This is a genomic window from Streptomyces sp. NPDC093598, from assembly GCF_044764825.1.
Classification (GTDB): Bacteria; Actinomycetota; Actinomycetes; order Streptomycetales; family Streptomycetaceae; genus Streptomyces.
Map to the genome: position 1 here is coordinate 311,016 of NZ_JBIWIV010000003.1, position 20,943 is coordinate 331,958.

Sequence of the window (20,943 nt, forward strand, 5' to 3'; positions counted from 1 at the left end):
ACCAGGGGTTCGCCGAGGCGCACAAGAATCTCCTCGAACTCTCCCAAGTACCACACAGTAGGCGGTTTATCCGGACATACGATCAACCTCACCACGAGATCGACCACTCGCCCGGCGTCCGGGGGGAGGCCCGGCCCGGGCCGCGACGGGCGCGGTCACTCCCTCGAAAGTGAGTGAACCCCCCATGCGCGACGCGATGGTGCTCAAGGCCCAGAGATTCGTGAACTCCGTCTACGGCAGCCGTATCGGCACGACCGTGGAGGAGAGCGGCGAGGCCGACTGGGCGACCATGTACGCCCTGACCCGTGCCCTTCAGTACGAGCTGGGCATCACAGCGCTCTCCGACAACTTCGGCCCCACCACGCTCAACACGCTGACGGCCAAGTACCCCGAACTCGACCCGGACACCGTCCCCTCGCCCGACTTCTGCCGCATCATCCAGGCCGGCCTGTACTGCAAGGGCTACGACGGCGGCGACCTCGACGGCACCTACAGCGCACGGGTGCAGGCGGCCGTCACCCGGCTCAAGACCGACATGGGCGTCGAACGGGCCTTCCCGGGAGCCGGTTTGCGGCCCAAGATGGTCAAGGCGCTGCTGACGATGGACTCCTACGTCCTCGGCGCCCCGGGCACCGGGCAGGTCAGGGCCGTCCAGCAGTGGCTCAACGGCCGCTACCTCGGCCGGCAGGACTTCTACGTCATCGCCTGCGACGGGCTCGTGTCCCGGGACACCGTCAAGGCACTGCTCTTCGGCGTGCAGTACGAGCTGGGCATGGCGGACGGCACCGCCAACGGCAACTTCGGGCCCGGTACCCAGTCGGGCCTGAAGGCGCACTCCGTGAGGCAGGGCGACAAGGGCGTCTTCGTCCAGTTGTTCTCCGCCGGGATGGTCGTCAACCGGCGGCCCGTGGCCCTCACCGACACCTTCGACTCCTCCCTGGCCGCCGCAGTCCGGGCCTTCCAGACCTTCGCGGCGCTCCCGGCCACGGGCGAGGGCGACTTCGCCACCTTCGCCTCCCTGCTGGCGTCCTTCGGCGACCAGTCCCGCCCCGCCAAGGCGTGCGACACCGTCGCGAAGGTCACCCCGGCCCGGGCGGCGTCGCTCAAGGCGGCCGGGATCACGTACGTCGGCCGCTACCTCACCAACCCGAGTGCCACCTCCCTGCCGGAGAAGGCCATCCAGCCGGGTGAGCTCGCCACCATCGCCCAGCAGGGCCTGCGCTGCTTCCCGATCTACCAGACCGTCAACAACGACGCCTCGGACTTCGACTACGTCGCCGGGCGGACCGCCGGGTACGCGGCGGTCAACGCCGCCCGCGACCACGGCTTCCGGCGGGGGACCCGGATCTTCTTCGCCGTGGACTTCGACGCGATCGACGCCGAGATCACCGCGAGCGTCCTGCCCCACTTCAAGGGCGTCAAGGAGGCGATGGCGGACTCCGGGCACCCGTACGAGATCGGCGTCTACGGCTCCCGCGAGGTCTGTGCGCAGGTCGGCGCGGCCGGTTACTCGACCGCGAGTTTCGTCGCCGACATGTCCTCTGGCTTCGAGGGCAACGCCGGTCACCCGCTGCCGCGGGACTGGGCCTACGACCAGTTCGTCGTCCGCACCCTCGGCTCCGGTGACGGGCAGCTCGAGATCGACGCCTGCATCGCCTCGGGCCGGGACACGGGGCAGGGCTCGTTCGACCGGCCGCGGCCCGCCGTCCCGGACGTCGCCCTCGACGCGCGCCAGGTGCCGGCGCTGCGGGCCGACCTCTCGCGCTACATGCGGTCGATCGGGCGTCCGGACACGGGCGGCATCGGCAGCGACGCGCGGCTCTACACCAACTCCCAGGCCGTCGCGGCGATCTGGGACCAGGACGGGCTGATCACCGAGCTGTCGACGACGTACTCGATGCGCAAGGCACTGATCCAGACGGCTGTCTACTGGGCCATGCGCGACTACGGCCTCGCCGGCCAGGCCATCGACCAGCAGGTCGCCGACCACCACCTGACGGGCTCCGGTTCCGTCAGGGACTCGCACACCGGCATCGGCGAGATCAGCGCGAGTGACGCCATCCAGGCCTGGAACCACTGCATCGGCTGGGGCTTCACCACCGGTGACCACCGCGACCCGGCCAAGGACGCCGACCTGTGGACCGTGTGGCAGCGGCTGAACAAGGACAACGCGTTCAGTGTGCGCACCGCGGCCCTGATCCACCTGTGGGGCACCCGGGGCAGGCCCGGCGGCCGGCTGCCCCCCGGCGACCGCGTCACCACCCCGCGGTCCATGCGCCTCGACCTCGCCGAGTTCGAGATCACCGAACTCCTGCGCCGCTACCGGGCCTGGGACCCCGACGTGGAGTCCCAGACGCACCAGAGCCTGGCCGTTTACCAGATCTTCGAGACGTACAACAGCATCGCCCGCAACGTGTGAACCTCCGGAATGAGATCCCGTTGAAGCCCAGCCTCCCCCGCATCCCCCGCAGATCGCCCCGGACCGGTGCCGCACACCGCCGCGGCCTGTCCCGCCGTGCCCTGCTCGGCCGTGTCGCCGCCGTCGGCGGTGCCGTGGGCGTCGCCGCCCTGCCCTTGTCCCACTTCCTGTCCCAGGCGTACGCCGACGCGAACAACCCCATCCCGGCCCGCGTACGGGACGCACTGCGCAGCGCGCAGGACCGGACCCGGCGCGTGCTGTCCGGCTCGCGCTCCCACAACGGCTGGGAGATGGAGAACGTCGCCGACGGCGGCGGCACCGTCTGCACCCGTCCCGTCCCCGGCACCCCGCTCACGGGCGTCGCCGTCCGCATGGGCGACGTCGAGACCGTCCTCGTCCACCTGGTGCGCCGGTTCCACTACGAGGTCGACCCGCTGCGCCGGGGCGATGTCGTCGGCTGGCACGACCCGTCCGGTCTCGCCAGGAGCGGGCCCGAGTCCGACTTGGCGTCCGGCACGGCCGTGCGGATCCGGCCGGGCTTCTATCCGCGCGGCGCCCGGGGCGGCTTCTTCCCGCAGCAGGAGGTCGTGATCCGCGACATCCTCGCCGAGCTCGACGGCGTGGTCCGCTGGGGCGGCGACGACCGTACGCCCGACGAGTCGCTGTTCTGCGTCGACGTACGGCCGGGCGACAAGCGCCTGGCAGAGGTCGCGGCGCGGATCCGCGGCTGGCGGCTGGAGCCGGGAGCCGGTGCGGGCTCCCCGGTGAACGTGCTGGCGGGCGGCCGGCGCAAGGCGGCCCGGGCGCTGGAGCGCCGGCAGCGCACCGCGGCATGACGAAGGGGGCTCCGCCGCGGTGCGCGGCGGAGCCCCCTCGGTCGTGCTACCTGGTGAAGCCGTAGTTGAGCAGCTTCGTCGCGTCCGACTTGCGTGCCTCCAGGCCGGTCGAGGCGAGGACCGTGCCGATGACCGTCTTGCCGCTGCGGGTGGCGGCGAAGACCAGGCAGTACTTCGCCTCCGGGCCGGAACCGGTCTTCACACCGATCGCGCCGGTGTAGCTGCCGAGCAGCGGGTTGGTGTTCTCCCACGGAGCCATCGTCCGCGTGCCGCCGGTCTTGGTGGTCGTCTTCGCCGTGTACTTCTTCGTCTTGACGACCGTGCGGAACATGCTGTTCTTCATCGCGGCGCTGGCGAGCTTCGTCAGGTCGCGCGGCGTGGAGTAGTTGGCGCCGTGGCCGATGCCGTCGAACGAGTCGAAGTGGGTGTTCTTCAGACCCAGGTTCTTGGCGGTGGTGTTCATCTTGCCGATGAACGACTTCACGCGCGCCGAGCGCGTCGAGCCCGAGCCGAACTTGTCGGCGAGCGCGTACGCCGCGTCGCAGCCGGACGGCAGCATCAGCCCGTACAGCAGCTGGCGGACGGTGACCTTGTCGCCGACGATCAGCTTGGCGTTGGACGCGTAGTTGTTGTCGACGATGTAGTCGCTGTACGCCTTCTGGACCGTGACCTTGCTGTCCAGGTTGAGGTTCGACTGCTTCAGCACCACCAGAGCGGTCATGATCTTGGTGGTCGAGCCGGTCGAGCGGCGGGTGTCGGCCGCCTTGGTGTAGAGCGACTTGCCGGTCGCGTTGTTCATCACGTAGCCGCCCTTGGCGGCGATGGAGGGCGCCGAGGCGGCCTGCGCCGGCGCGACGGTGAGGGCACCGGTCGCGAGCATGGCGCCGGTGGTGACGCCGACGGCCGCAGCTCTGCGGAGACGAGTGCCCTGAATGCCGGTTATCAAGTGAAGTACCCCGATTACGTCGAATGCCCCAACGGTGCGGCCGAGTTGAGGACGAGGGGAAAGGGGCCGCACGTGTCTGACTCGTAACTAGCACACGTGGTTGTGCTGTTGCCGAGGCGGACCCCCCGTTTGCCACAGATGTGTGACATTCGAGTCCGCATATTGGACGTATCGATCCATGCGTACCTGTTGTATCTATGCTGTCGGCATGACCCTGGCCGTGAAGCAACCGCCCGCCGCCGACCGTGTCTACGCCCACGTCAAACGGGGCGTCCTGGAGCGCCGCTACGAGGGCGGGACCCTCCTCACCGAGGGCGAGCTCGCCGAGGCCGTCGGGGTCTCGCGCACGCCGGTGCGCGAAGCGCTGCTCCGGCTGGAGGCCGAGGGGCTGATCCGGCTCTACCCCAAGAAGGGCGCCCTCGTCCTGCCCGTCTCCGCGCAGGAGATCGCCGACGTCGTCGAGACGCGGCTGCTCGTCGAGGAGCACGCGGCGCGCAAGGCCGTGCCCGCGCCCGCCGGGCTCATCGAGCGTCTGGAGGAGCTGCTGGCCCGGCAGAAGAAGCAGGCCGCCGCCGGGGACCTCGCGGGCGCCGCCGTCACCGACCGCTGTTTCCACGCCGAGATCGTCCGCAGCGGCGGCAACGAGATCCTCTCCCGCCTCTACGACCAGCTGCGTGACCGCCAGCTGCGCATGGGCGTCGCCGTCATGCACTCCCACCCCGACCGCATCGCCAAGACCCTCGCCGAGCACGAGGAGATCCTCGACGCGCTGCGCTCCGGTGACGCGGAGGCAGCGGTCGGCCTCGTCCACCGGCACATCGGCTGGTTCTCGCACCTGGCCCGGGGGGAGGTCCGATGAGCTCCACCACGCTCCCGGACGATCCGCCGGGCGGCCGACGGGCCCTGGGCGTCTGGGGCGTCGGCGTCTCGGTCTACTTCGTCGCGGTCATCTTCCGCACGTCCCTCGGCGTCGCCGGCCTCGACGCCGCCGACCGCTTCCATGTGAACGCCTCCGCCCTGTCCACCTTCTCCATCCTCCAGCTGCTGGTCTACGCGGGCATGCAGATACCCGTCGGCCTGCTGGTCGACCGGCTCGGCACCAAGAAGGTGCTGGCGCTCGGCGCGGTGCTGTTCACGGCCGGGCAGCTGGGCTTCGCGTTCTCCCCCTCGTACGGCACGGCGCTCGCCTCCCGGGCGCTGCTCGGCTGCGGTGACGCGCTGACGTTCATCAGCGTGCTGCGCCTCGGCAGCCGCTGGTTCCCGGCCCGGCGCGGGCCGCTCGTCGCCCAGTTCGCGGGACTGGTCGGCATGGCCGGCAACCTGGTCTCCACACTCGTCCTGGCCCGGTTGCTGCACGGCATCGGCTGGACGGCGGCGTTCGCGGGCAGCGCGGCCGCCGGGGCCGTGGTGTTCGTCCTGGTGCTGCTGTTCCTGAAGGACCACCCCGAGGGCCATGAGCCGGAGCCGCTCCCGCACCGGGGCGCGGCCTACGTGCGGCGGCAGATCGCCGCCTCCTGGCGGGAGCCCGGGACGCGACTGGGCCTCTGGGTGCACTTCACCACCCAGTTCCCGGCGATGGTGTTCCTGCTGCTGTGGGGCCTGCCGTTCCTCGTCGAGGCGCAGGGGCTCTCCCGGGCAGCGGCAGGCGAGCTCCTCACGCTCGTCGTGCTGTCCAACATGGTCGTCGGCCTCGTCTACGGCCAGGTCGTCGCCCGGCACCACGGGGCGCGGCTGCCGCTCGCCCTCGGGACGGTCGGCACGACGGCGGCCCTGTGGGCGGCGACCCTCGCCTACCCGGGCGCGCACGCCCCGATGTGGCTGCTGATCGTGCTGTGCACGGTGCTCGGGGCGTGCGGGCCGGCGTCGATGATCGGCTTCGACTTCGCCCGCCCCGCCAACCCGCCCGAACGGCAGGGCACCGCCTCCGGCATCACCAACATGGGCGGCTTCGTGGCCTCCATGACCACGCTCTTCGCGATCGGCGTGCTCCTGGACGCCACCGGCGACGACTACTCCGTGGCCTTCTCGGTGGTGTTCGTCCTCCAGGCGGTCGGAGTCTCCCAGATCCTGCGGCTGCGCAGGCGGGCGGCCCGGCGGGAGCGGGAGCGGCTGGTGGCCAGCCGCGTGGAGACGGTGCACGTCCCGGCGTAGGGCCTGTCGTATCCAAACGACAGGCCCTAGGGGGTGTCCGCAAAGTCCCGCCTGCCCCGCGACGCCCGGCACGCACTTCCGCCGCACCGGGCGAACACCCGAGTACAACCAGTACGCGGGTGCCCGCCCGGCACGCCGAGAGCACGCACCGAACGCCGCGGGGCCCGCCCTCCGGGCGAACGACGCGATGTGCGGACACCCCCTAGGTCAGCGGACCGCCACCGGTACGAGGGTGAGGTAGGCGAGGCCGAGGACGCCTCGGTAGGTGAGCCACCTGGCCCGGTGCCGGTCGACGCGCTCGCGGGTCTCCGCCGCCAGGGGGTCGTCGGGGTGCTCGGCGAGCCACACCTCGGTGTCCGCGAGGTAGCCCGACTCGAACTCCTCCCATTCGTCGAGGCTCGCGGTCTGCGTCCACTCCGGCCTGAAGCCCGCGTCGACCGCCAGGCCGATGAGCGTCGCGAGGTCGGGGTGGTCGGTGACCGCGGCGTCCGGCCACATGCGGGACAGTTCGGCGGGCGTGGGGGTGCGCTGCCAGAAGCCCTCGCCGAGCAGGACGCGACCGCGGTCGGTGACCAGGCGGCGGAGTTCCCCGAGCGCCTCGGGGAGTCGGTCGCCGAGGGCCTGGCTCGACCCGACGCACAGGACGAGGTCGGCGGGGCCGTGGGTCGTTCCGGTGGCGGACTCCTCCAGGAAACGGGCCCGGGACGCCAGTCCGCGGTCCGCGGCGGCCTTCCGCCCTCGTGCCAGGTCGTCGGTGTCCAGGTCGATGCCGGTGCCGGTGGCCTCCGGCGCGGCGGCCAGGACGCGGAGCATGAGCTCGCCGGTGCCGCAGCCGATGTCCAGGACCGTGGTGGGGCGGTGGCGGGTGAGGCGTCGCACGAGGGCGTCCGCCCGGGTTTCGGACAGGGGGCCGTGGAAGGTGAGGCGGGTGCGGTGGGGTGGGGTCATGCCGAGGGACGCTACGGGTGGGGGTGGGGCTGAGGCACGGGGTTTTCCGTGCTCGCGCCTCCCCCCAGCTCTCGGCTGCGCTCGGCAGGGGGCCTCCCCTCGCCCGCCCGTGCCCGCTGCCGGGCGGCTTACTGCGTCACCGTGAAGTTCCTCAGGATCGCCGCCGTCAGTTCCGGGTCGCCCTCCGTCTTCAGGCGGTCGGAGACCGCATCCGGGGTCACGCGGCCGCAGGCCAGGCGGACGTACGTCTCCCAGTCGAGCGTGAGGGTCGCGGCCGGGCCGAGGGCCGGGGCCGTCTCCAGGGTGCCGCGGCCCTGGATGTCGACGCGGATCGTGCGCAGGAACTCCACGGGCCCGTGCACGTCGAAGACGATCGCCGAGCTGCGCGGCGCCTGCGCGTCCTCGGCCACCACGCGCGGGAGTTCGCCGAGCAGCACGTCACGGGTGACCAGTGCGCCGGGCGAGTCGAGGTTGCCGGGGCGGCCGAGGGCCGTGCGCAGGTCCTGCTCGTGCACCCACACGTCGAAGGCGTGCCGCCGCATCGACTCCTCGAGGGTGAGCTCGCTGCCGAGCGGCCCGCGCACCTTCGTGCCCGGGTCACGCGACTCGTTCCGCAGCTGCCGGTTGCGGCGGATGATCACGTACTCCAGCTCGGAGGTCATCTCCGGCGCCGTGTGGTGGCGGCGGACGTCGACCTGCATCTCCATGTAGCGCTGGTGTTCGTTGGTGACGTGGAAGAGGTCGCGCGGCAGGCTGTGGATGGGGCGCGGGTCGCCGAGCATCTCGCAGTCCAGACCGATGACATGGGAGACCACGTCCCGCACCGACCACCCGGGGCACGGCGTCCGCCGGTTCCATTCGGCTTCCGCGAGCGGCTGGAGCAGCTCGGATATCGCTTCGATGGAGTGGGTCCAGGCGTCGGCGTAGGGCTGGAGGGTGGGATGCAGACTCACGGAACGGGACCCCTCGGCGGTCGGTGCACGGGCAGGTGGTGGCGGCGTTGCCAGTGGGAGGTGGCGGCTGTCGGCGGGCGTCTTGCGAGCTAAGTTACGCTGCTGAGAGGCACCCCGGCAGTGCTTTCGTGTGACGATCGTAGGCCCGTGTGGACGGCTCGAATGCCAGGACGGTGGTAGTGTGCGCGCCTCTGTGATCCAGATCGCCGTAAACGAGGACGAACCGGTCGAAGCGCGCCGTCAGCGGGCGGCTGCGATGGTCCGTGATCAGGCCGGAGCCGATCTCGTCGTCCTGCCGGAGCTGTGGACCACGGGTGCCTTCGCCTACGAGGAGTTCGGACGCGAGGCCGAGCCGCTCGAAGGGCCGACCTGCGAGGCGATGGCCAAGGCGGCGAGCGACGCGGGTGTGTGGCTGCACGCCGGTTCCATCCCGGAACGGGACCCTGACGGCCCGCTCTACAACACCTCCCTCGTCTTCACCCCCTCCGGCGATCTGGCCGCCGCCTACCGCAAGATCCACCGCTTCGGCTTCGACAAGGGCGAGGCCGTGCTGATGGGCGCGGGCACGGAGCTGGTGACGGTGCGTCTGCCCGCGACGACCCTGGGCCTCGCCACCTGCTACGACCTGCGCTTCCCAGAGCTCTTCCGCGGTCTCGTCGACGCCGGTGCCGAGACGCTCGTGGTGTCGGCGGGCTGGCCGGAGCGCCGCCGGTCCCACTGGACGCTGCTGGCCCAGGCGCGGGCCGTGGAGAACCAGTCGTTCCTCCTCGCCTGCGCAACGGCCGGGACGCACGCCGGGGTTCCCCAGTCCGGTCACTCGATCGTGGTCGACCCGTGGGGCGAGGTGCTGGCCCAGGCCGGTGCCGGCGAGGAGGTCCTCACGGTGGAGTTCGACCCGGGGAAGGTCGCGACGACCCGGGAGCAGTTCCCGGCCCTGAAGGACCGGATGCTGGGCCTCCAGCCTCCTCGCCGGACCTGAGGACGCGGCCCCGAGCACGGGCTCCCGGGCGGCTCAGTCCTCCCGCTCCTTCTCCGCCAGGTGGATCACACACACGGCCACCGCGATCAGCAGCGCCGGATCCGCGTCCTCGCGGACGACGACCACGCCGTAGGTGTCCCGTACGGTCAGCCACCGCCGGGAGATCACCGCCAGCAGTTCCCCGTCGTACTCGACGGCGAACTCCCGGTCGAGGATCTTGCCGCTGACGTCCAGTTCGTTGCCGTCGGCCAGGGACACGCGGTAGTGGTTGCGCAGCAGGGACAGCCGTTTCCTGCGGATCGTCGCCAGCGGCTCCCCGCTGCGCTGGAGCACCATCGTGTCGCGCAGGGCGAGCATCTTCTGGTGGATGTCGACGAGGACACGCCCCTGGGTGTCCTTCAGCTCCCAGGTGTCCCGCAGCCGCAGCGCCTTGCCGTCGACGAGGAACACCTTGCTGCCGTTCTCGTCCTCGATCCAGTAGTCGTCACCGAAGCCGAGGAGCCGGTCGTACACGAGGAATCTCATGAGACCAGGGCTTCCCCGCAGCCGGCTCCGAAACGCCGCCGATAGGCCGACGGGCTGAGGCCGGTCGCGCGTCGCAGCCGGGCCCGCAGGTTGGCGGCCGTACCGAGCCCGCTCCTGGCCGCCACCACGTCCAGCCGTTCCTCGCCCCGCTCGATCAGCCGGCAGGCGAGGGCCACACGCTCCCCGGTGAGCCATGCCAGCGGGGTCGTCCCGAGCTGGGCGCGGAAGCGGCGGTGCAGCGTGGCGGGACTGACCCGCACGCGTGCGGCCAGATCCGCCACCGTCAGCGGCTCGCCCAGACGCTCCTGCGCCCACGCCAGCAGGGGCCCCAGGGACTCGTCCCGCACCTCGGGCACCGGCCGCTCCACGAACTGGCGCTGCCCGCCGTCCCGGTGCGCGGCGAACACCAGCCGCCGGGACACGTGGTTGGCGATCTCCGCGCCGTGATCACGCCGCCAGATGTACAACCCGAGGTCGAGCGCGGCCGCGCTGCCCGCGGCGGTGAGGAGGTCGCCCTCGTCGACGAACAGCACGTCCGACTCCAGCAGTACCCCGGGGTGCAGCCGCCGGAAGGAGTCCGCCCAGCGCCAGTGGGTCGCAGCCCGCCGCCCGTCCAGCAGTCCGGCCTCGGCGAGGGCGAAGGTGCCGGTGCAGAAGCTGATGACCCGGGCGCCACGCGAGTGTGCGCGCCGGATGGCGTCGAGGACGTCGGGCCCGCGCGGCACGACGTTGTCCGGCCGGCCCGGCACGACCAGCGTGTCCGCCTCCGCCACGGCGTCCAGGCCCCGGACGCCGGTGAGGGTGAAGAAGCCGTGGTTCATCCGGATCTCCGGGGCGGGCGCGCACAGCGTCACCTCGTACAGCGGCCCCGGCAGCCCCAGTTCGGGCCGCGGCAGCCCGAACAGTTCGGTGGCCACCCCGACCTCGAAGGGGTTGGTGCCCTCGTCGACGATCACGGCGACCCGGTGCGGGCGCTGCGAGGATTCTTGCGGCATGTGCGATTCCTAGCACTCCCACGACGTCCACGGCACCCCGCAGGATCGCCTCATGACCCAGGAACCCGTTTCCCTGACCCGCGCCCTGGCTTCCTTCTCCGACCGGTGGAGCCCCCGCATCGTCACCGCCGTCAACGACTACGACGTCCGTATCGCGAAGGTCGAGGGTGAGCACGTCTGGCACGTCCACGACCACACCGACGAGTTCTTCCTCGTCCTCGACGGCGAACTCCACATCGGTCTGCGCGAGCCAGCGGGCGAACGCACGGTGGTGCTCCGCGGGGGCAGCGTCTTCACGGTCCCGCGCGGCACCGAACACAAGCCGTACGCCCCGGTGCCGACCGCGATCCTCATGTTCGAGCCGACGGGCACCCTGACGGTCGGCGACCGACACGACGACGTCCCGGACCACGTGGATGCCACGACGGGGCACGCGTTGGGCTGAGCGAAGGCCTCCTGGAGCTTTGCTCCAGGAGGCAGCCCGGGCCGCGAATCCCCTCCCTCGAGGGCGGGAGGATTCAGACCCCGTATCCGTCGCTGTAGCCGTCGCGGCGGTGGTGGTGTGCCGCCGGGTCTTCGACGACCTGCGTCGTGGGGGGCACCACCACGCGCCGGCGCCTGGCGATGCTGCTGAACGTGGTGACGCCGATCAGTCCGACGATCATCAGGATGATGCCGACCAGGTCGAGGTTGACCCCCTGCATGTCCCAGTCGGTCGCGAACGTGAGGATGGCTCCCACGGCGATGAGGATGATGCATCCGCCGAGGCCCATGTGTGTCGCCTCCCTGTACGGTCCGGTCGTTCCGGTCCCGGAACACCGGGTACCCCGGAGGCGAACACCCATGCGGTGACGGCCCGTTCTACCTCTCGAGGAACGCCGTCAGCGCGTTGGCGAGCAGGAACGGGTCGTCGGCGCCGCACAGTTCGCGTGCGCTGTGCATCGACAGGATGGCCACGCCGATGTCGACGGTCCTGATGCCGTGCCGGGCGGCGGTGATCGGGCCGATCGTGGTGCCGCAGGGCATGGAGTTGTTGGAGACGAAGGACTGGAAGGGCACGTCGGCCGCCTCGCAGGCCGCCGTGAACTCCGCGCGGCCCGAACCGTCCGTGGCGTAGCGGTTGTTGACGTTGACCTTGAGGATCGGGCCGCCGTTGACGCGCGGGTGGTGCGTCGGGTCGTGCCGCTCGGCGTAGTTGGGGTGGACGGCGTGGCCCGTGTCGGAGGACAGGCAGACCGTGCCGGCGAAGGCGCGGGCCCGGTCCTCGTAGGAGCCGCCGCGGGCGTAGACCGAGCGCTCCAGCACGTTGCCGAGCAGCGGTCCGTCCGCGCCGGTGTCCGACTGGGAGCCGTTCTCCTCGTGGTCGAACGCGGCCAGGACCGGGATCGACGCCGGTTCGGACGCTCCCGATGCCACGGCCGCGAGGGCGGCGGTGCCGGCGTGCACCGACAGCAGGTTGTCCATGCGCGGCCCGGCCAGCAGTTCGCGGTCGCGCCCCAGGTAGGCGGGCGGTTCCACCGAGTGGGTCATGAGGTCCCAGCCGGTGACCTCGCCCGCCGGGATGCCGGCTGTCTCCTCCAGGAAGGCGATCAGGTCGCCGTCGCGGACGTCGCGGCCGAGGCCCCACACCGGCTGCATGTGCCGCTGCTTGTCGAGCTTGAGGCCGTCGGCCGTCACCGAGCGGTCCAGGTGGATGGCGAGCTGCGGGACGCGCAGCAGCGGCCGGTCCACGTCGATCAGGCGCGTCGAGCCGTCGCGCAGGGTCAGCCGGCCCGCGAGGCCGAGGTCGCGGTCCAGCCAGGAGTTGAGCAGCGGTCCGCCGTAGATCTCCACGGCCACCTGGCGCCAGCCGTGCGCCCCGCTGTCGGGGAGCGGCTTGACGCGCAGGTTGGGGGAGTCGGTGTGGGCGCCGACGATCCGGAACGGTGTGTGGGGTGCGGCGCCCTCCGGCACGTACCAGGCGACGATCGCGCCGCCGCGCAGCACGTACTTGCCGCCGCTCGTCCCGTCCCACGCGGCCGTCTCGGCGACCTGCCGGAAGCCCGCCTTCTCCAGCCGTTCGGCGGCGGTGGCCACGGCGTGGTACGGCGAGGGGCTCGCCGCCAGGAAGGTCATGAGGTCGTCGGTGTGGCCGCGGTCGAAGCGGGCTGGTTCGGTCATGGGTTCACCTTAACGACGGACGAGGGCCCGTTCCCCTGGAAGGGAACGGGCCCTCGTACCGAGGACGTGAGGGTTCTAGAACGCGGCCTCGTCCAGCTCCATCAGGTCCAGCTCGACGCCCTCGGCGACCTTGCGGGCCAGGGTGACGCCCGGCAGGACGTTGGCGGCGAAGAACTTCGCGGCGGCGATCTTGCCGGTGTAGAAGGCCTTGTCCTTGGCGGAGGCCGTCTGAAGCTTCTCGGCGGCGACCGAGGCGCCCTTGAGCAGCAGGTAGCCGACGACGACGTCACCGGAGGCCATCAGCAGGCGGGTGGTGTTGAGCCCGACCTTGTAGATGTTCTTGACGTCCTGCTCGGTGGCCGCGAGGTCGGTCAGCATCAGGCCGACGATGGCCTCCAGCTCGACGGCGGCCTTGGCGAGGTGCTCGCGGGCGCCGGCCAGCTCCTCGCCGCCCGTGCCGAGCGCCAGGAACTTCTTGATGTCCTCGGCGAGGGAGTTCAGCGCGGCGCCCTGGTTGCGGACGATCTTCCGGAAGAAGAAGTCCTGGCCCTGGATCGCCGTGGTGCCCTCGTAGAGGGTGTCGATCTTGGAGTCCCGGATGTACTGCTCGATCGGGTACTCCTGGAGGAACCCGGAGCCGCCGAAGGTCTGCAGCGACTGGGCGAGCTGCTCGTAGCCCTTCTCGGAGCCGTAGCCCTTCACGATGGGCAGCAGCAGGTCGTTGAGGGCCTCCAGGGTGGAGGTGTCCTCGCCGGCGGCTTCCTTGATCTGGATCTCGTCCTGGATCGCGGCGGTGTGCAGCACCAGGGCGCGCATGCCCTCCGCGTACGCCTTCTGCGTCATGAGCGAGCGGCGCACGTCCGGGTGGTGGGTGACGGTGACCTTGGGCGCCGTCTTGTCCATGAAGTTCGCCAGGTCGGGACCCTGGACGCGCTCCTTGGCGTACTCCAGCGCGTTCAGGTAGCCCGTGGAGAGCGTGGAGATCGCCTTCGTGCCGACCATCATGCGGGCGAACTCGATGATGCGGAACATCTGGCGGATGCCGTCGTGCTTGTCGCCGATCAGCCAGCCCTTGGCGGGGTGCTGGTCGCCGAAGGTCATCTCGCAGGTGTTGGAGGCCTTCAGGCCCATCTTGTGCTCGACGTTCGTGGCGTAGACGCCGTTGCGCTCGCCCAGCTCGCCGGTCTCGAAGTCGAAGAGGTACTTCGGGACGAGGAACAGGGACAGGCCCTTGGTGCCGGGACCGGCGCCCTCGGGGCGGGCGAGGACGTAGTGGAGGATGTTCTCCGACATGTCGTGCTCACCGGAGGTGATGAAGCGCTTCACGCCCTCGATGTGCCAGGAGCCGTCCTCCTGCTGCACGGCCTTGGTGCGGCCGGCGCCCACGTCGGAGCCCGCGTCGGGCTCGGTGAGCACCATCGTGGAGCCCCACTGCTTCTCCACGGCGACCTTGGCTATGTGCTTCTGGACCTCGTTGCCCTCCTCGAAGAGGATGCCGGCGAAGGCGGGGCCCGAGGAGTACATCCACACGGCCGGGTTGGCGCCCAGGATCAACTCGGCGTACGCCCAGATCAGGGAGCGGGGCGAGGTGGTGCCGCCGATCTCCTCGGGCAGGCCCAGGCGCCAGTACTCGGAGTCCATGAAGGCCTGGTAGCTCTTCTTGAAGGACGCGGGGACCGGCGCGGTGTTGGTCTCCGGGTCGAAGACCGGCGGGTTGCGGTCGGCGTCGATGAAGGACTCCGCCAGCTCGTTCTCCGAGAGCCGGGTGAGCTCCTCCAGGATGCTCTTCGCGGTCTCGACGTCCATCTCCCCGAACGGGCCGGTGCCGTACACCTTGTCGCGCCCGAGTACTTCGAAGAGGTTGAACTCGATGTCGCGGAGATTCGACTTGTAGTGCCCCATGGTGACGGCTCCCGGCTCCGTAGAGAGATCGGCGAGGCACTGAATCCTCGCGCTAGTTCACGTACCAACAAGTAGCTACGATGATGCTACCCGCCAGTAATAAGACGCAACCCCATCCTGGCATCTGTGACAGGTCACACCGGAACGGTCAGTGTCGCGGTGTAGCCGTCCCCGGTGCTGCCCCTCGTCGTCGCCAGCTGCCGGTCGTAACCGTCGCTGAAGATGCCGTCGCTCTCAAGGGAGAGACCGCTCAGATTCCGCACACTGGCGCCGTAGCCGTCCGTGGCGTACACCGCGTCGCAGACGTCCTCGGGGAAGGCGAGCTGCGAGGTGTTCGTGATCGACGTGACCGCGGTGGCGTCGGCCAGGCTGCCGTAGACCTCGAAGTGGACGTGCGGCCAGCGGCCCGGGTAGCAGCCGGGGAAGACGCTCCGGAAGGTGACCCGCCCCTGGTCGTCCGTCTCCTGTACGCCCCGCAGGTAGTTCTCGTCGGTGACGCCCTCGGAGTACAGGGAGTAGGCGCCGTCCCGGTCGCACTGCCAGAGGTAGACGGCGGCGCCCTTCTTCGGCGCGCCGCAGCCGGAGTCCGCGTCCACCACCGTGAGCGTGATCGTCAGGGGAATCCCCTCGGCCGTGCCGCCCGCGGAGTCGCCGAAGCTCCGGGTGATGTCGCTGCGGACGACCCCGCTGTCCCTCGGGACGTTCACGCCGTTCGAGCCGTCGCCGGGGAAGGGCCCGGCCGTCTCCTCGGGGATCTCCGCGCACGCCGCGGACGAGGAAGGGGAAGGGGAAGGTGAAGGGGACGCCGGGGTCTTCTCCTCCGACGTGCAGCCCACCAGCGGGACCAGGCTCGCCCCCGCCATCAGCCGGATCATCCGGCGGCGGGCGAGGACGGGGAGATCGTGGCAGAGGCCTCCGCCGTGCTCGTGCGGGCCCTCGTCATGGCGTCCGTTCATGACACGACGCTACGAGCGACGACCGTGGCGATCCACAGAGCGGGCGCTGTCAACTCGCTGTCGGTTTGCCGGGAGGGCCGTACCGGCCCGCCGGCCCATCCGCTCTCGGTACGCTTGCGCTCATGTACGGCTACGACCAGACAGCGGGCCCGCAAGGGCAGTACGCCCCTCCGCAGCAGCCGATGTCCGGCGGGTACGGGCAGCAGCCGCCGCTGTACCCCGAGCCGTCCCCGCCCTCCCTGACGGACGCGGTGCGCGCCTTCACCACCGGGCAGATGGCCGCCGAGGACTTCCAGCAGGTCTTCGCGACGTCGAAGGTGTACTGCCCGCGCGGCGACAACCCCGGCTTCCTCGCGCTGCACAACACGCAGCAGCCGGTGATCCCCATGTTCAGCACGCTCAAGGAGCTGCGCCGGTACGCGGGCAAGGAGTCCAAGTACTTCGTGATCACCGGTGCCGAGGTGCTGGACCTGCTGCCGACCGGCTACGGCTTCGTCCTCGACATGGAGGGCGAGCACCGCATGGTGTTCGACGCGAAGGCCGTGGAGCAGATGGTCGAGTTCGCGATGCGCCGGATGTATGGCTAGACGCCCTTGCCGGACGGCGGCTGAGGCCCGCGTCCCTCCCTATGTCGTCGTCGGGGCTCAGGTGGGCGAGCCCCGCCTGCCCCAGCGCCAGGGTCGGCCAGGGATGCCGTAGCGCCGTCGTGCGGAAGGATCCGGCCGCCGCGGTGACGGCCGCGCGCCAGTCGGGGCCGCCGGCCGGCGGGACGTGGATCTCGGCGGCGTCCACCGCGAGCTCCATCAGCTCGTCCTTCGTCGCCACATGCCGGACACCCGAGGGCCGTCACCCCGCTGCGGGGTGACGGCCTTTCGCCGTGCCGGTCTCCCGTGGTTCGCTGCGCCGTCCCCCGGGTCGGGAATGCCCTCCCGGTTTTCTCTGTTCGGGGTAGCAGGAAGTTCAACGCTCAACTAAACTGGGCGTACACGAGGAGGAACCGACATGCCTGCAGTGACCGTCGAGAACCCGTTGACGCTGCCCCGCGTGACCGCGCCTGCCGATGCCGTGGCACGTCCCGTGCTCGTCGTCACCACCGCTCCGAGCGGTTTCGAGGGCGAGGGCTTCCCGGTGCGCCGGGCGTTCGCGGGGATCAACTACCGCCACCTCGACCCGTTCATCATGATGGACCAGATGGGCGAGGTGGAGTACGCGCCGGGCGAGCCCAAGGGCACGCCGTGGCACCCGCACCGTGGTTTCGAGACCGTCACGTACATCATCGACGGCATCTTCGACCATCAGGACTCCAACGGCGGTGGCGGCACCATCACCGACGGGGACACCCAGTGGATGACCGCGGGCTCGGGTCTGCTGCACATCGAGGCCCCACCCGAGCATCTCGTCGTGTCCGGCGGGCTCTTCCACGGCCTCCAGCTGTGGGTGAACCTCCCGGCCAAGGACAAGATGATGGCCCCGCGCTACCAGGACATCCGCGGCGGTTCGGTCCAGCTGCTCAGCACCCCCGACGGCGGCGCGCTGCTGCGGGTCATCGCCGGTGAGCTGGACGGGCACGCGGGCCCCGGCATCACGCACACCCCGATCACGATGGTCCACGCGACCCTCGCGCCGGGTGCCGAGCTCACGCTGCCGTGGCGGGAGGACTTCAACGGGCTGGCGTACGTCCTGGCCGGCCGTGGCTCGGTCGGTGCGGAACGGCGTCCGATCCACATGGGCCAGACGGCCGTGTTCGGTGCGGGCTCCTCGCTGACCGTCCGCGCGGACGAGAAGCAGGACTCCCCCACGCCGGACCTCGAGGTCGTCCTGCTCGGCGGGCAGCCGATCCGTGAGCCGATGGCCCACTACGGACCGTTCGTCATGAACACCAAGGACGAGCTCATGCAGGCCTTCGAGGACTTCCAGAAGGGCCGCCTGGGCACGGTTCCGGCAGTGCACGGCATGACCGCGAGCGGTCCGCAGGACTGACGCGCGTCACTGCGCCTCGGAGCTGTCCCAGAGGGTGACGTCCATGGTGACGGACGACAGGCCATTGCTGTCCTTCTGCCAGCCGAGGACAGTGATGGCGGCCACCCGGTTCTCGTCGGTGAGCACACACGCGGTGAGCCCCTTGCCGATGTTCTTCTGATCGATGGTGAAGCCGAAGTCGGTGGCCGCGGCGCAGCTCTCGGCGGTCGCCGGACCCTCCACGGTGGCGAGGTCGCCGCTGTCGCCGCCGAGGGTCCAGCCGCGGCCGTTCGACGGCATCGTGAAGGTGATGTCGGAGATTTGGTTGGTGAAGTCCAGATCGACGTTGGACGCGGACCGCAGCACCACCTTGCGGTGCTCCCGCACCACCGCCGCTCCCGCCCCGCCGTCGGCCGCCGAAGTCGCGCCGCCGGGCGGTGAAGCGGGCGGGCCGGAGGTGGCCGGCGCCGGATCTGTCGTGCTGCCCGTGGTCGCGGCCGTCGTGTTCGTGTCCGACGTCGCGCCGGCGCCGGACGTCACGCTCGTACCCGGCCCGGCCCCCGTGCCGCCGGCGTTGCCCTGGCCGTCGAGCAGCTGATGAGCGACCACGCCTCCCGCGGCCACCAGGGCGAGCGCCACCACGGCGGTGGCAGGGCCCTTGTACGAGAGGCGACCCAGTTCGACGTGGGTGGAGGGGTCGCGTTGGCCGGCGCCCTCGTACGACACCGAGAACGAGGACCTCTTGTCCCGGTCCTCCCGGGATGCGGACTTGCCCATGCGACTTCCTTGCCTGCGGTCGGAATCGGCCAGGGCACTCATCGTGCAGGCGGTGTGGGGGACGTCGTCGTCACTCACCCGGCGGTCACACGAAGGGGTGGATTGACGTCAGTCTGTTGACGCCGGTGTTGTGGTGGCGCCCCAGGCCGGTGTGGCGGTGCGACCGCCACGGCGCCCAGAACCCGTCACGGCGACCAGGTTCCGCCGCCCGAGCCATCCACGGATTCGTAGAGCTCGAACCAGATGCTCTTGCCCTCGCCCCGCGGCTCCACCCCCCAGGCGTGCGCGAGGAGTTCGATCAGGACCAGGCCGCGGCCGGAGGACGCCAGCTCCCCGGGGCTGCGCTTGTGCGGCAGGTCGTCGCCGGCGTCCGCGACCTCGATGCGCAGCCGCCGCTCACCCACCCCGCCGGTGATCTCGGCGACCAGCAGCGCGTCGGAGTCGGTGTGCACGAGGACGTTCGTCAGCAGCTCGGACAGCAGCAGTACCGCCGAGTCGACCTGGTCCGGCGAGGCCCAGTCGTGCAGCAGCTCGCGCATCTGCTGCCGGGCGGCCGCGACCCGCTCGGGCTCGGCCTGCGCGACGGTCAGCACCGAGCGGCGCACCGGGGGCCGGACGACCATCGAGTCACCGCAGCCGCAGCCGTCACCGTCCCGGCTCAGCAGCAGCATCGCGATGTCGTCCTCACGCCGGTCCGCCAAGGGGCCGGTGGTGTGGTGCGAGGACGGCCCGAGCACGGCCTGGACCAGGGTGTCGGCGAGTTCCTCCAGATCACCCTTGTGGTCCTCCAGGATCACCCGCAGCCTCCGCCAGCCGGTGTCCAGGTCGTGGCCGCCGGTCTCGATCAGGCCGTCCGTGCAGATCAGCATCGTCTCGCCGGGTTCCAGGACGAGCCGGGTCGTGGGGTAGTCGGCGTCCGGGTCGATGCCCAGCGGCAGACCGCCCGACGTCGGCCGGGACAGCACCGTGCCGTCGGCCAGCCGGATCGCCGGGTCCGGGTGCCCGGCACGGGCGATGTCCAGCACACCCGTCGCCGGGTCGACCTCGACGTACACACAGGTCGCGAAGCGCGGGTCCGCCGGGTCCTCGTCGCTGATGCCGTGCAGGAAGCGGGAGGCGCGCGAGAGCACCGCGTCCGGGCGGTGCCCCTCCGAGGCGTAGGCCCGCAGGGCGATCCGCAGCTGGCCCATCAGCCCTGCCGCCCGCACGTCATGGCCCTGCACGTCACCGATGACCAGCGCGAAGCGCCCGCTGGGCAGGGGGATCACGTCGTACCAGTCGCCGCCGACCTGGAGTCCGCCGCCGGTGGGGACGTAGCGGGCGGCGACGCTCATGCCCGGGATGCGCTGCGGGCCGAGCCTCGGCAGCATCGTGCGCTGGAGCCCGTCGGTCAGTGCCCGCTCGCTCTCGGCCACCCCCGCCCGGGCCAGGGCCTGCGCCAGCATCCGCGCCACCGTCGCCAGCACGGACCGCTCGTCCGGGGTGAACGCCACCGGGTAGGTGAACGCCGCCATCCACGCGCCCATCGTGCGCCCGGCCACGGTCAGCGGCAGGAACGCCCAGGAGCGGCGGCCGAAGCGCTCGGCGAGCGGCCAGGTCAGCGGATAGCGGGCCTTGTACTGCTCGGCGGAGGACAGATACACGGCCCGGCCGGTCCGCACCACCTCGGCGGCCGGGTAGTCCGTGTCCAGCGGCATCTCCGAGAAGGGGCTCTCGGTGCCCCGCTGCTGCCCGTGGTGGCCGATGATCGTCAGGCGGTCGCCCGAGACCCCGAACACCGCCAGGCCGTCCGGTGAGAACCCGGGCATCGACAGATTGGCCGTGACCCGCAGGACCTCCTGGGTGGAGCGCGCCTCGGCCAGCGCCCGGCCCGCGTCCAGCAGGAACGCCTCCCGCGAGCGCCGCCAGTCCCCGGTGACCGCGCTGCGCCCGGCCGGGGTGCCCGGCGTCGGCTCGGTGACCTCCTGGAGCGTGCCGATCAGCCGGTACGCCTTTCGGGCCCGGTCGAAGGACGGCTTGGAGCGGCTGCGGACGACCCGGACGACCCGGCCCTGCCCGTCCATGATCCGGATCCGGACCTCGGCGAGGGTGCCCTCGGCCACGGCCAGCTGGATCACGCCGGTGATCTCGTTCCAGTCGACCGGGTGCAGCCGGGCCCGGGCCTGGGCCTCCGTCAGGCTGACCTGCTCGGCGGGCAGCCCGAGCAACCGGGCTGCCTCGGCGTCGACCGTGACCAGCCCGGTGGCGGTGTCCCAGTGCCACAGGCCGGTCGCGAGGGCGGCGAGAGCCTCCCCCACGGCGGGCAGAGGCTCGCCAGTGCGCATTGCCCTACTTTAAGAAGACGCGATCGAACGCTGCCACCGATAGCGGACGGGTGCCCGAACCGCGACGAGAGTGTGCTCGGTCGATAACTGTGGAGAGCCGGTCTTCACCTGCC

At 71.0% G+C, this 20,943-nt stretch carries 19 protein-coding genes and 1 pseudogene; 8 read left to right on the forward strand and 12 right to left on the reverse strand.

The window, feature by feature from the left end; genetic code table 11:
- Window positions 1-184 precede the first annotated feature (184 nt).
- Window positions 185-2,419 carry a glycoside hydrolase domain-containing protein gene (locus ACIRDU_RS13220; protein WP_403578993.1) on the forward strand — a complete coding sequence of 745 codons (2,235 nt, stop codon included), beginning with the start codon at window positions 185-187 and terminating at the stop codon, window positions 2,417-2,419.
- 86 nt (window positions 2,420-2,505) lie between these two features.
- Window positions 2,506-3,255: a twin-arginine translocation signal domain-containing protein gene (locus tag ACIRDU_RS13225; RefSeq protein WP_403578996.1), complete on the forward strand. Its 750-nt coding sequence runs from the start codon at window positions 2,506-2,508 to the stop codon at window positions 3,253-3,255.
- 46 nt (window positions 3,256-3,301) lie between these two features.
- Here the strand turns inward: ACIRDU_RS13225 and ACIRDU_RS13230 are convergent, their stop codons facing one another.
- The gene (locus ACIRDU_RS13230; protein WP_403578030.1) at window positions 3,302-4,201 is read right to left on the reverse strand and encodes a D-alanyl-D-alanine carboxypeptidase family protein; all 900 of its coding nucleotides are present in this window, start codon (window positions 4,199-4,201) and stop codon (window positions 3,302-3,304) included.
- Between the two features lie 208 nt (window positions 4,202-4,409).
- Between ACIRDU_RS13230 and ACIRDU_RS13235 the strand changes: the two genes are divergently transcribed.
- Complete coding sequence (locus tag ACIRDU_RS13235; RefSeq protein ID WP_403578033.1) at window positions 4,410-5,060, forward strand: GntR family transcriptional regulator; 651 nt, start codon at window positions 4,410-4,412, stop codon at window positions 5,058-5,060.
- A complete protein-coding gene (locus ACIRDU_RS13240) occupies window positions 5,057-6,352 on the forward strand; it encodes a nitrate/nitrite transporter (protein ID WP_403578035.1) in 1,296 nt (431 codons plus the stop codon). Before ACIRDU_RS13235 ends, ACIRDU_RS13240 begins: the two co-directional genes overlap by 4 nt.
- A gap of 207 nt (window positions 6,353-6,559) precedes the next feature.
- Here the strand turns inward: ACIRDU_RS13240 and ACIRDU_RS13245 are convergent, their stop codons facing one another.
- Both ACIRDU_RS13245 and ACIRDU_RS13250 read right to left on the reverse strand, forming a co-directional pair.
- Entirely contained in the window at window positions 6,560-7,300 is a 741-nt protein-coding gene (locus tag ACIRDU_RS13245; RefSeq protein WP_403578037.1) for an SAM-dependent methyltransferase, read from the reverse strand.
- Window positions 7,301-7,428: 128 nt separating this feature from the next.
- A complete protein-coding gene (locus ACIRDU_RS13250) occupies window positions 7,429-8,253 on the reverse strand; it encodes a maleylpyruvate isomerase family mycothiol-dependent enzyme (protein ID WP_403578040.1) in 825 nt (274 codons plus the stop codon).
- A 181-nt stretch (window positions 8,254-8,434) separates the two neighbouring features.
- Here ACIRDU_RS13250 and ACIRDU_RS13255 point away from each other — a divergent pair, with 181 nt between their 5' ends.
- Window positions 8,435-9,232 carry a carbon-nitrogen family hydrolase gene (locus ACIRDU_RS13255; protein ID WP_403578042.1) on the forward strand — a complete coding sequence of 266 codons (798 nt, stop codon included), beginning with the start codon at window positions 8,435-8,437 and terminating at the stop codon, window positions 9,230-9,232.
- Between the two features lie 33 nt (window positions 9,233-9,265).
- Here ACIRDU_RS13255 and ACIRDU_RS13260 read toward each other — a convergent pair whose 3' ends face one another.
- Both ACIRDU_RS13260 and ACIRDU_RS13265 read right to left on the reverse strand, forming a co-directional pair.
- Window positions 9,266-9,757, reverse strand: coding sequence for an LURP-one-related/scramblase family protein (locus tag ACIRDU_RS13260; RefSeq protein ID WP_403578045.1), 492 nt, complete (start codon window positions 9,755-9,757; stop codon window positions 9,266-9,268).
- Window positions 9,754-10,752: a GlxA family transcriptional regulator gene (locus ACIRDU_RS13265; protein ID WP_403578048.1), complete on the reverse strand. Its 999-nt coding sequence runs from the start codon at window positions 10,750-10,752 to the stop codon at window positions 9,754-9,756. Before ACIRDU_RS13265 ends, ACIRDU_RS13260 begins: the two co-directional genes overlap by 4 nt.
- Window positions 10,753-10,804: 52 nt before the next feature.
- On the opposite strand from ACIRDU_RS13265, the gene ACIRDU_RS13270 reads away from it, so the two are divergent.
- On the forward strand, window positions 10,805-11,197 hold the full coding sequence (locus ACIRDU_RS13270) for a cupin domain-containing protein (protein ID WP_403578051.1): 393 nt from the start codon (window positions 10,805-10,807) through the stop codon (window positions 11,195-11,197).
- Between the two features lie 73 nt (window positions 11,198-11,270).
- Here ACIRDU_RS13270 and ACIRDU_RS13275 read toward each other — a convergent pair whose 3' ends face one another.
- The 4 genes from ACIRDU_RS13275 to ACIRDU_RS13290 all read right to left on the reverse strand — a co-directional run bounded on the left by ACIRDU_RS13275 (window position 11,271) and on the right by ACIRDU_RS13290 (window position 15,770).
- On the reverse strand, window positions 11,271-11,525 hold the full coding sequence (locus ACIRDU_RS13275) for a DUF6458 family protein (RefSeq protein ID WP_031137490.1): 255 nt from the start codon (window positions 11,523-11,525) through the stop codon (window positions 11,271-11,273).
- Window positions 11,526-11,613: 88 nt separating this feature from the next.
- On the reverse strand, window positions 11,614-12,912 hold the full coding sequence (locus ACIRDU_RS13280) for a M18 family aminopeptidase (protein WP_403578054.1): 1,299 nt from the start codon (window positions 12,910-12,912) through the stop codon (window positions 11,614-11,616).
- 75 nt (window positions 12,913-12,987) lie between these two features.
- Entirely contained in the window at window positions 12,988-14,814 is a 1,827-nt protein-coding gene (locus ACIRDU_RS13285) for an acyl-CoA dehydrogenase (RefSeq protein ID WP_403578057.1), read from the reverse strand.
- Between the two features lie 134 nt (window positions 14,815-14,948).
- Window positions 14,949-15,770 (reverse strand): intradiol ring-cleavage dioxygenase, encoded by an 822-nt coding sequence (locus ACIRDU_RS13290; RefSeq protein WP_403578060.1) that lies wholly within the window; start codon window positions 15,768-15,770, stop codon window positions 14,949-14,951.
- A gap of 122 nt (window positions 15,771-15,892) precedes the next feature.
- Between ACIRDU_RS13290 and ACIRDU_RS13295 the strand changes: the two genes are divergently transcribed.
- Window positions 15,893-16,357 (forward strand): SseB family protein, encoded by a 465-nt coding sequence (locus tag ACIRDU_RS13295; RefSeq protein WP_030846788.1) that lies wholly within the window; start codon window positions 15,893-15,895, stop codon window positions 16,355-16,357.
- Between the two features lie 49 nt (window positions 16,358-16,406).
- On the opposite strand, the pseudogene ACIRDU_RS13300 reads toward ACIRDU_RS13295, so the two are convergent.
- Window positions 16,407-16,601 (reverse strand): annotated as a pseudogene (locus tag ACIRDU_RS13300) (TetR/AcrR family transcriptional regulator); the annotation flags it as partial.
- Window positions 16,602-16,772: 171 nt separating this feature from the next.
- On the opposite strand from ACIRDU_RS13300, the gene ACIRDU_RS13305 reads away from it, so the two are divergent.
- Window positions 16,773-17,750, forward strand: coding sequence for a pirin family protein (locus ACIRDU_RS13305; RefSeq protein ID WP_403578063.1), 978 nt, complete (start codon window positions 16,773-16,775; stop codon window positions 17,748-17,750).
- Window positions 17,751-17,756: 6 nt separating this feature from the next.
- Here the strand turns inward: ACIRDU_RS13305 and ACIRDU_RS13310 are convergent, their stop codons facing one another.
- On the reverse strand, window positions 17,757-18,506 hold the full coding sequence (locus tag ACIRDU_RS13310) for a hypothetical protein (RefSeq protein ID WP_403578066.1): 750 nt from the start codon (window positions 18,504-18,506) through the stop codon (window positions 17,757-17,759).
- Between the two features lie 185 nt (window positions 18,507-18,691).
- Complete coding sequence (locus ACIRDU_RS13315) at window positions 18,692-20,830, reverse strand: SpoIIE family protein phosphatase (RefSeq protein ID WP_403578068.1); 2,139 nt, start codon at window positions 20,828-20,830, stop codon at window positions 18,692-18,694.
- Window positions 20,831-20,943: the final 113 nt, after the last annotated feature.